Source organism: Nonomuraea antri (assembly GCF_013283785.1).
Lineage (GTDB): Bacteria > Actinomycetota > Actinomycetes > Streptosporangiales > Streptosporangiaceae > Nonomuraea > Nonomuraea antri.
Map to the genome: position 1 here is coordinate 1 of NZ_JABCPZ010000336.1, position 8167 is coordinate 8167.

Consider the following 8167-nt stretch of genomic DNA (forward strand, 5'->3'; position numbering starts at 1 on the left):
CACCCGCCCGGCGAGCTCCATGGTCGACACCCCGAGCCGGGAGGCGACGGCACGCAGCGACACGAAGTTCAGGCCGAAGGAGTCGGCGATCTCCATCGCCACCTGGACGGCGCGGTCGCCGTCCGGATCGCCGCCTGGCAGCACCGGCGCGGCGACCACGGCGCCGACCCGCGGGGCGCTCTCGATCAGGCCCTTCTGCTTCAACGCGGCCAGCGCCTTCGTCGCGGTCGCCATCGCCACGTTCCACTCCCGCATGATCATGCGGGTGGTGGGCACCGGGTCGCCGGGCCGTAAGGTCGCCTCGGCGATCCGGCGTTCGATGTCGGCGGCGATCTGGAGGTACCGGGGACGCGCGTCGCTCACGATCACCACTGTGCCACCGGCCGCGCGCGTCCGTGACCGCGAGCCGGGGCTCGTCAGTGGTCGGGCAGCCAGTTGCCGTGCAGGCCGAGCGGGACCCGCACCGGCAGGTGGATCCTGGCCACCGGGTCGCCGGTGAAGTCCTGCGCCGCCAGGATCACCAGGTCGGTCGCCCCGCGCACCGGGTCGTGCACGTAGGCCATGAGGTAGCCGTCGTCCTCGCCGTCCCCGGTGGCCGCGAACGCCGCCTCGCTGACCGCCTCGTCGCGGCCGAACCCGTGCACCTCGCTGGTGCCGCGCTCCAGGTCGTGCCTGACCAAGGCGTTGGTGAACGCGCCGTCCGCCGGTGCGCCCTCGGGCACGAACGGGATGCCGTACAGCGGGGTGGCCGCCGAGTAGCCGTACCGGTGCGGGCGCGCGGCCCTGGCGTCGTTGATCCTGGGGAAGTCCTGCGGCCGGTCGTCCAGCCGCCGGGTGCGGACCTTGCCCGCCTCGATCGTCCAGCGGTCCAGCACCGGCCGGATCGCGCCGGGGTCGGCCGGGTTGAACGGACCCTCGGCCGTGACCAGGTCGACCACGATGGCGTCGCCGTCGTCGTAGGCGTTGAGCGTGTGGCTGACGTGCACCGGATCGACCTCCAGCCAGCGCACCTCCCCGCCGGTGCGCGGCAGCACCCCCACCCGGGAGGGCCGGTCGGGCGCCCACCGGCACTCGAACCCGTCGAAACCCAGCGGGGTGTCCCAGAGCACCACGTGCTTCTCGGTGAGCGCGAAGTCGTGCAGGAACGGCGTGCGGCCCACCGGGACGGTCGTGGTGCGCACCACCGTCCCCACCGGGTCGGTGACGATGTGCTGCACGTAGTCGAGACCGACCAGGTACGACAGCGAGTGCAGCTCACCGGTCAGCGGGTCGTGCTTGGAATGCGCGCCCGCGGTGAAACCCTCTGCCGTACCGCCCAGCGCGCACGCGCCGACCGTGTTCAGCTCGTCGTCCAGCTCGGCGGGCGGCGCGCCGGCCTCCAGGAGGGCGAACGTGCGATTGGCGTGCTCGATCACGTGCACCATCGGCGCGAAACCCTCGGTACGCACCCAGCGGTTGCGATACCACTCGGCCCGGCCGTCCCGGATCCGCACGCCGTGCACCATGCCCTGGCCCATGCCCCAGATGTGCGTGGCCGGGTCCTCCACGTTCAGCGGGTTGGGCCCGTTGCGCAGGTAGCGGCCGTTGAGCTCCAGCGGGATGCGTCCGGTGACAGGCAGGTCGTAGGCGGTGACTTCTTCGGTGACGGGCGCGAACGGCCCTTCCAGATACCTCATGAGGAGAACGTAGGAAGCCGCGGACGCACCCTCAACGACGTGAGCCCGGATTCCGGCCCGTGCACTAGTGCAGGCGCCGGGCTCAGCCGGAGTCGGCCTGGCGGATGTGGAGGTGGCCGTCCTTGGGGAACGGCGGGTGGGCGGGGAGCGTCTGGTGGAAGCGGTATCGGGCCTTCTCCGCGACCCGGCACGAAGCCTGGTTGTCCACCTGGTGCAGCAGTTCGAGCTGGGTCAGGCCGGTCGCGGCGAAGGTGCGGAAGGCCCAGGTGGTGAGGGCGTCGAGGGCGCGCGGGGCGACGCCGCGGCCGCGGGCGTGGGCCGCCGTCCAGTAGCCGACCTCCGCGGTGTCCGGCCGGCGGCCGGGCCGCTTGAGCACCACGTTCGCGACCAGCCGGCCGCCCTCGCCGGGTCGGCTGTCGGTGGCGGGCCTGCCGTCGATGGCGGGCCGGCCGTCGGGGGCGGATGGGGCTTCGTGGACGGCGAAGCCGAGCCGTTCCCCGGTCTCCCAGCCGTGCCGTTGGATCTCCAGCCACCGGGCCGCGTCCTCGGCGTTCTCGATGTGCAGCGTCGTCCAGTGCCGCAGCAACGGATCGCGGTACGCCTCGACCAGCGCGGCGGCGTCGTCCGCGCGCCAGGGCCGCAGCAGGAGCGCGGGAGCGGCGGGGGTGGCTGGGGTGGCATCCACCCGCAACGTGACGTGCACCGAAGGCCTCCCTGAGTGTTCCAGGAGATGATCCCGCATCCGGCCGCAGGTCCGACAGCCCGGGCGAAGGAGCGCCGGCGTGACGCTCGTGACACTTGTCATGCGGCGCGATGACACGATTCACGCCCGGGCCTGCGGTTTCGGCACTACGCGCGCCTTTCCGCCGCCGACAGACTCGCCTCATGGATACCCCCGCCACGTATCGGAGGAGATTCCCCATGACACAGGCCACCCCCGAGCGCGCGAGCTGGACCACCTGGCTGCTGCGGCGCTGGCCGACCGCGCTGGCGCTGGGCGCGTCGGCACTCACCTTCGGCGGCAGCGCGTCCGACGCCGGCATGACCGGCATGGGCCAGGTCCTGCCGCTGCTGCCCCTGCTCTACCTCGTCATGGCCAAACTGCGCCGGCCCTCATGGACGTGGCCCGGGCTGGCGATCGGATTCGCCGCCGTCTTCAGCCTGCGGGCGCTGGACATCGCCCCGCCCGCCACCGTCTTCACCGCGATCGCGCTGGCCGTCCTGGTCTGGGCCGGCGTGGACGGTCAGCTCGGCAAGGACGGCACCTTCCAGATCCAGGCGATCGGCATGCTCGTCTTCGGCGGGCTCGCCATCGCCGGCATCATCGTCGACCCGGACCTGGGCCGCTACCTGGTCGCCGCGGGCTGGTTCTTCCACGGCGTCTGGGACTTCGTGCACCTGAAGCTCAACAAGGTCGTGGCCCGGTCGTTCGCCGAGTGGTGCGGGGTCGTGGACGTCCTGGTCGCGGCCGAGCTGGTCTTCATGTTCTAGCCGCCCGATGCGCCACACTGCTGCGGTGTCCGCTTCCTCGTCCTCGTCCCTGATCTCCATCACGCCGCTGCTGCCCGCGGTCGTCCTCGTGCTGACCGCGGCGGGCGGGCTGGTCGCGTGGCTGGGCCGGCTGGGGCACGGCCGCGCCGTCGTGGGCGCCTGCCTGCGTGCCGTGCTGCAACTGGGCGTCGTGTCCGTGGTGATCGCCTGGGTGGTCACGTACGGCGCGGCGGTGGCCGGCTTCCTGCTCGTCATGTACGGCGTCGCCGCCTACACCGCGGGCCGGCGCATCACCGGCGGCCGGACGGGCTGGTGGTGGTCGGGGATACCGATCGCCGCGGGCACCGTGCCCGTGCTGGCCGTCCTGACCGGGAGCGGCGTCATCGCAGTGACCGGCATCGTGATCATCCCGGTCGCCGGGATCCTGCTGGGCGGCTGCCTGACCGCCACCGCGCTGGCCGGCCGGCGGGCCGTGGAGGAGCTGGCCCAGCGCAGGGGAGAGGTGGAGGCGGCGCTGGCGCTCGGCTTCCCGCCCCGCGAGGCGGCCATGGAGATCTGCCGCCCGGCCGCCGCGGGAGCGCTGGTCCCGGCCCTGGACCAGACGCGGACCGTGGGCCTGGTCACGCTCCCCGGGGCGTTCGTGGGCGTGCTGCTCGGCGGGGCGAGCCCGATCGAGGCGGGGGTCGTGCAGCTCGTGGTGCTGGTGGCGCTGCTGGCGGCCGAGGCGATCGCGATCGTGGCGACGGTCGAACTCGTCGCCCGCGGCCGGTTCACGGCCGAACGTCCTGCATGAGCGGCGTCCAGCGTGAGCGGCCTTCTTCCTGAGCGGCGTCCTTCCTGAGCGGCGGGGCTACGGCTTGCGGCCGAGTGCGGCGTACATGTTGGTGGCGGTGTCCGGCAGCGGCGGCTCGCCGGGCGCGGGACGCCAGCGCGGCATCGGCACGACCCCCGGCTCCAGCAGCTCCAGACCGGCGAACAGCCGCGCCACCTCGGCCCGCCCGCGCAGGTACATGGGGATGCCACGGCTCGTGTACTGGTCGGCCAGCCGCTCCGACTCAGGCGCGAGCTCCCCGGTGGGGACGGTGACGGCCAGCCAACTGCCCGCGGCGAGCGGTTCGAGCAGCGCGTCCACCAGATCCTGGGCCCGCTCCACGAACTGCAGCATCGCGATCACGGTGACCGCCACCGGCCGGGCGAAGTCGATCATCTCGTGCAGCGCGGGGTCGCCGAGCAGCGCCTCGGGGGTGCGCATGTCCGCCTGGACGCACGCGACGCGGCCCGCCGGCGCACCGGCCAGCAGCGCGCGGGCGTGCGCCAGGACGACCGGGTCACGGTCGATGTAGACGACCCGGGCGCCGGGCGCCGTCTCCTGGACCACCTCGTGCAGGTTCGGCGAGGAGGGGATGCCCGAGCCGATGTCGAGGAACTGCCGCGCGCCGAGTTCGGCCAGGTGGCGGGCCATGCGGTGCATGCAGGCCCGGTTGGCGAGCATCGACGTGCGCAGCCCGGGCCAGTCGGCCAGGACCTGCGCCGCGGTCTCACGGTCGGCGGGGAAGTGGGTCCCGCCGCCCATGATGTAGTCGTAGACCCGCGCCGAGTGCGGCCGGTCGGTCTGCAGATCGGCCTGCGGGTCGGTCTGCAGGTTGGTCTGCGGGTCGGTCTGCAGGTCGGCCTGCGAGTCCGTCTGCGGGCCCGCCTTCAGGTCCGTCTGCGGGTCGGTCTGCGGGTCCGTCTTCTGGTCCGTCTGCGGGTCCGGCGTGGTGTCGGGCGGGACGTCGGTCACGGGTCGGCTCCCCCTGGGTCGGCTGCGCGTGCCCTCATCGCCATGATCCTCGCCGCCCCCGCCGCAGGGAACCCACGCAGGTACCGTCCCTGACAGCGGCGGCTCAGGATTCGGTGGCCGGCATGTGCAGGACGTTCCACAGGTGGCCGTCCAGGTCGCGGAAGCCGCGGCTGTACATGAAACTCTCGTCCATGGCGTCCCCATTGGACTCGCCGCCCGCCGCGATGGCGGCGTCGACCAGCTCGTCCACCCGCTCGCGGCGGTCGACCTGCACGGCCAGCAGCGCCTCGCTGACCTGGGAGGTGTCGGCGACCTCCCGGCCGCTGCCGTCCTTGAAGGACGGCTCGCTGACCAGCATGACGAAGACGCCGTCGGCCACGACCGCGCACGCCGCCTCCTCGCTGGTGAACCGCTCGTCGATGGCGAACCCGGTCCGGGCGAAGAAGGCGGTGGCGGCCTTGACGTCCTTGACGGGCAGGTTGATGAAGATCGAGGTGGACATCGGTGTTCCTTTCGTCGTCTTTCGATGACCCAAAGCCTGCCGGGGAGCTCTTACGGTTCTCTTCCGCTGCGCTTCAGGCCGAGGCGGGGGCGATGAGCGTCCCGATGCGGACGGCCGCGGCCAGCGCGTCGGGATGCCCGGTACGGGTGTAGACCTCGGCGGCGGTGTCGGTGAACTTGATGACGTGCTCGTCCCCGTGCGCGATCGCCCGTTCCAGCACGTCGGCGACGCCGTCGGAGTCGGACGGCGGCCCCGGCAGCGACGAGCGCGGCGCCGGCTCCGGAGGGGCGTACGCGGAGAAGACGGCCGCGGTGGTCGTCCAGATCGCGGTCAGGCTGGGCGTCCACAACTCGCGCGGCAGCGCCGGCAGCGTGTGCAGGACGGCGTTGGGCGCGGTGGCGGTGTGCACCAGCAGCACCGGCTGGCCGTGCCCGTGGGTCAGGTAGCGCAGCGTCGCGGCCGTCACCAGGTCGGCCAGCCGGGCGGGCACCTCGTCGGGGGAAGCGGCGGGACGCAGCCCGGTCACCGTCGTCTGCCAGCCGTCGAGCCGGGCCAGCTGGCCGAGGCGGTGGGCCACGTTGCCCTGCTGCTCGGGGATCCGCGGCAGCAGGTCGAGCGCCGCCTGCGGGCTCAGCCGGCCGCCGGGGTCGCCCACCTGCGGCACGCCCCGCGACCTGGCCGCCCAGAACGCCAGCCCGTGTGCCAGCTCGTCCAGTGTGGCGGGGCTCTCGGCGCCGGCGAGCAGGGCGCGCACCACGTGCCCGACCCTGATCACCCCGTGCGTGGTCCCCGCCAGGACGCCCGGCAGCAGCCGCGGCCACCAGGTGGCCAGCACCTGCCGCCACGGCTGCTCGGCCAGCCGGCCGGTGAAGTAGGCGACCCAGTCGCCGATCCTGCGTCCGTCGCCGAGGGCCTCGGCCCAGCTCGCCTCGGTGATGACGCCGGTCGTGGCCGGCAGGTCGTCCAGGCGGCGCAGGTAATGGGCCACCCAGCCGCCGACGTGGTCCGCGCGCCCGCGGCGCACCAGCACCTCCGCCGCCATCGGGCCGTGGTTGGTGAGCTGGTCCTCGCCCCATTCCGGGCCGGTGCGGTGGAAACGTTCGTAGGCCTCGTTCAACACGCCGCCGCTCATCGGGCTTCTCCTCGTTCGCGCTCGTGGCCGGCTGCCGCTCGGATAGGCAAGTATGGGGTGAGCTGCGGTGTTCGCGGCATCCGTGCCGACCACGCGTTCACCACTCAGGGGCACCACTCAGCGCACCACCCAGACCACCACTCAGCTCGCCAGGCCGAACCAACGATGGGGAGACATGACAGCCGGTCCGGAATCCGTCTCGCGGCGGGAGGCAGAGGTGCTGGCCCTGCTCGGCGAACACCTGATGAACGCCCAGATCGCGCGGCGGCTGCACATCTCCGTCCGTACGGTGGAGAACCACGTGTCCTCGCTGCTGCGCAAGTACGGGGTCCCCGACCGGCAGGCCCTGGCCGACATCGCCAAGCATCCGGAACAGCGGCCGGGGCAGCGACCGGAGCAGCGGCCCGCCGGACACCCGGGGCGGCCGGCCGGGCAGGCGGGGATCGCCCTGCCCGTCTGGCGCACCGGTTTCGTCGGACGGGCGCACGAACGCGACGCCGTCCTGGCCATGCTGGGCACCCGGCGGCTGGTCACCCTGGTCGGGCCCGGCGGGGTCGGCAAGACCAGGCTCGCCGCGGTCGTCGCCGAGGCGGCCGGGCCCGGCTTCCCGCTCGGCGGGGTGTTCGCCGACCTCGTACCGGTGGGGGACGAGCAGGTCACCGACGCCGTGGCCAGAGCGCTCGGGGTGAGCGAACGGCCAGGGCAGTCCCTGCTCGACGCCGTGGTGTCGGCGTTCGGCGAGGACCGGCGGCTGCTCGTCCTGGACAACTGCGAGCACCTGCTCGACGCCGCTGCCTGCTTCGCCGACGAACTCCTGGCGCGGTGTCCAGGACTCACCATCCTGGCCACCAGCCGCGAACGGCTCGGACTGCCGGACGAGCAGGTCGTGCCGATCTCACCGCTCCCGCTCGCCTCCGACGCCGAAGCGCTGTTCACCGAGCGGGCCGCCGCCGTCGACCCCGGCTTCGCCGCCCCTCCCGCGCTCATCGCCGAGATCTGCGCCAGGCTCGACGGCCTGCCGCTGGCCATCGAACTGGCCGCGGCCCGCTGCGCCTCGCTGGGCGCCGAGGGCGTACTGACCGGCCTGGACGACGCGCTGCGCCTGCTGGCCGGCAGCCGGCGCCCGGACGAGCGGCACCGCTCGCTGCGCGCGGTGCTCGGCTGGAGCCACGACCTGCTCGACGCCGACGAACGGGCGTTGTTCCCGCGCCTGGGCGTCTTCGCGGGCACGTTCGACCTCGACGCGGTCGCGAGCGTGACCCCCGGGGCGGCGCGGGGCGCGCTGGCCGACGTCCTGGGCAGGCTGGTCGACAAGAGCCTGGCCGGCCGCGCCGGACAGGCGGGCCGCTGGCGACTGCTGGAGACCGTGCGCGCGTACGCACTGGAACGACTGACCTCGGACGGAGACGCGGACGAGGTCCGGCACCTGCACCTCCGCTGGGCGTCACACACCGCCCAGCAGCTGGCCGCACGCTGCCACGAACAAGGCGAACGGCGGGGCGGGGCGCTGAACGACGTCCGAGGTGACGCGCGAGGTGGCGCGCGGGCCGACCCGGCGGACGGGGAGTGGTGGCGGGCCGACG

9 protein-coding genes are annotated in these 8167 nt (G+C 73.5%); 3 read left to right on the forward strand and 6 right to left on the reverse strand.

From position 1 onward, the window contains the following. The 3 genes from HII36_RS51120 to HII36_RS51130 form a co-directional block, all read right to left on the reverse strand. The coding region (locus tag HII36_RS51120; protein ID WP_173530659.1) for a GntR family transcriptional regulator at positions 1-363 on the reverse strand (363 nt) is incomplete at its 3' end. A gap of 53 nt (positions 364-416) precedes the next feature. Continuing rightward, positions 417-1676 (reverse strand): carotenoid oxygenase family protein, encoded by a 1260-nt coding sequence (locus HII36_RS51125; protein WP_173530660.1) that lies wholly within the window; start codon positions 1674-1676, stop codon positions 417-419. An 82-nt stretch (positions 1677-1758) separates the two neighbouring features. Beyond that, the gene (locus HII36_RS51130; protein WP_217370999.1) at positions 1759-2379 is read right to left on the reverse strand and encodes a GNAT family N-acetyltransferase; all 621 of its coding nucleotides are present in this window, start codon (positions 2377-2379) and stop codon (positions 1759-1761) included. Between the two features lie 218 nt (positions 2380-2597). Between HII36_RS51130 and HII36_RS51135 the strand changes: the two genes are divergently transcribed. Next, the gene (locus tag HII36_RS51135) at positions 2598-3167 is read left to right on the forward strand and encodes a hypothetical protein (protein WP_173530662.1); all 570 of its coding nucleotides are present in this window, start codon (positions 2598-2600) and stop codon (positions 3165-3167) included. A 25-nt stretch (positions 3168-3192) separates the two neighbouring features. Beyond that, complete coding sequence (locus HII36_RS51140; protein ID WP_328808276.1) at positions 3193-3960, forward strand: ABC transporter permease; 768 nt, start codon at positions 3193-3195, stop codon at positions 3958-3960. 57 nt (positions 3961-4017) lie between these two features. Here the strand turns inward: HII36_RS51140 and HII36_RS58425 are convergent, their stop codons facing one another. The 3 genes from HII36_RS58425 to HII36_RS51155 all read right to left on the reverse strand — a co-directional run bounded on the left by HII36_RS58425 (position 4018) and on the right by HII36_RS51155 (position 6584). Continuing rightward, the gene (locus HII36_RS58425) at positions 4018-4950 is read right to left on the reverse strand and encodes an SAM-dependent methyltransferase (RefSeq protein ID WP_217371001.1); all 933 of its coding nucleotides are present in this window, start codon (positions 4948-4950) and stop codon (positions 4018-4020) included. Between the two features lie 103 nt (positions 4951-5053). Further along, positions 5054-5452 (reverse strand): VOC family protein, encoded by a 399-nt coding sequence (locus HII36_RS51150; protein ID WP_173530665.1) that lies wholly within the window; start codon positions 5450-5452, stop codon positions 5054-5056. Positions 5453-5525: 73 nt separating this feature from the next. Then, positions 5526-6584: a questin oxidase family protein gene (locus tag HII36_RS51155; RefSeq protein WP_173530666.1), complete on the reverse strand. Its 1059-nt coding sequence runs from the start codon at positions 6582-6584 to the stop codon at positions 5526-5528. Between the two features lie 175 nt (positions 6585-6759). Here HII36_RS51155 and HII36_RS51160 point away from each other — a divergent pair. Continuing rightward, a partial coding sequence (locus HII36_RS51160) for an ATP-binding protein (RefSeq protein WP_217371002.1) occupies positions 6760-8167 on the forward strand: 1408 nt, incomplete at its 3' end.